This window comes from Streptomyces longisporoflavus, assembly GCF_014649775.1.
GTDB classification, from domain to species: Bacteria; Actinomycetota; Actinomycetes; order Streptomycetales; family Streptomycetaceae; genus Streptomyces; species Streptomyces longisporoflavus.
The window spans coordinates 1-1,429 of the sequence record NZ_BMTR01000109.1 but is presented as its reverse complement, the minus strand read 5'-3'; the positions used below and the strand labels follow the sequence as shown (position 1 = coordinate 1,429).

Genomic DNA, 1,429 nt, shown 5'->3' with positions numbered 1-1,429 from the left:
GATGGCGTCCCATGAAGTGGTGTAGCCGGGCAGTGGACCGGAGTGCGCGGCTGCTTGCCCGGGGCGTGCATCTGCTGGTTGTGCATGCTCCCTGAACAAGGGCAGGCCACCGCGCAAGTCTCCCTGGTGAACGGCCAGTCCGACCAGAGGAGCACGCGATGGCCTTGTCCCAGTCTGAACTGATGCGGCTGCTTGAGTCACTACGTCGGGCCGACGGAGTTGAAGCAATCAGGGTGGTGTGCGAGCGCATCCTGCAAGAACTCATCGAGGCCGAGGCCACCGACGTGATCGGTGCCGCCCCGCGCGAGCACACCGAGACGCGCTCGACCTGGCGCAACGGCCATCGCGAGCGTCTGCTGACCACCCCGGCCGGCGACCTGGACCTGAAAGTCCCCAAAGTGCGGACCGGATCGTTCTTCCCCTCCCTCCTCGAGCGGCGCCGACGCATCGACCGGGCCCTGTTCGCTGTGGTGATGGAGGCCTATGTGCACGGAGTCTCGACCCGCTCGGTCGATGACCTGGTCAAAGCCCTCGGCGCGGACAGCGGCATCTCCAAATCGGAGGTCTCCAGGATCTGCGGCGAGCTGGACGAGGAACTGACCGCGTTCAAGGAACGGCCGCTGGACCACACCGTCTTCCCCTACGTCTTCCTGGACGCCACCTACTGCAAGGCCAGGGTCAACCACCGGATCGTCTCGCAGGCCGTGGTCATCGCGACCGGGGTCTCCGCCACCGGGCACCGCGAGATCCTCGGCCTGATGGTCGGCGACAGCGAATCGAAGCCGTTCTGGACGAGGTTCCTGCGTTCTCTGCGGGCCCGCGGCCTGGACAACGTCCAGCTGGTGATCTCCGACAGCCACAGCGGGCTGGTGGCCGCTGTCCGCACCGTCTTTCTCGGCGCGGCCTGGCAACGCTGCCGGGTTCACTTCGTGCGCGATGTCTTCGCGGTGATCGAGAAAGGCTCGGGGGAAATGGTCGCCGCCACCATCCGCACTATCTTCGCGCAGCCCACCGCCACGGCCGTCCGCACGCAGCTGAACGTCGTCGCCGACATGCTCGGACGCCAGTTCCCGCAGGTCAAGAGGATGTTGTTGGATGCGGCACCGGACATCACGGCATTCGCGGACTTCCCTGCGGCCCACTGGAAGAAGATCTGGTCGACCAACCCGCTGGAACGGCTGAACCGGGAGATCAAACGCAGGGCCGACGTCGTCCAGGTGTTCCCCAACCCTGCCGCCCTGGACCGGCTCGCCGCCGCGGTCCTGGCCGAACTCCACGACGAATGGCAGGTCTTCGACCGCCGCTACCTCTCCGAAGCCTCCATGGCCGAACTCTTCACCACCCAGCCGCCCCCGTCCGAACCAAAGATCGCCCCCACAACCGGAAGCAAAACAGCCGCCGTGACTACACCACCCAGCGGGACATGACC

The 1,429-nt window shown here is 66.3% G+C and carries 1 protein-coding gene; it reads left to right on the top strand.

Going from position 1 to position 1,429, the window contains the following annotated elements:
* Nucleotides 1-158: 158 nt before the first annotated feature.
* Complete coding sequence (locus tag IE226_RS43600) at nt 159-1,427, top strand: IS256 family transposase (RefSeq protein ID WP_190087087.1); 1,269 nt, start codon at nt 159-161, stop codon at nt 1,425-1,427.
* The last annotated feature ends 2 nt before the right edge of the window (nt 1,428-1,429 follow it).

Bases quoted from the DNA above. Each gene is read 5' to 3' on its own strand.
- IE226_RS43600 (WP_190087087.1), top strand. From the start codon at position 159: ATGGCCTTGTCCCAGTCTGAACTGATGCGGCTGCTTGAGTCACTACGT.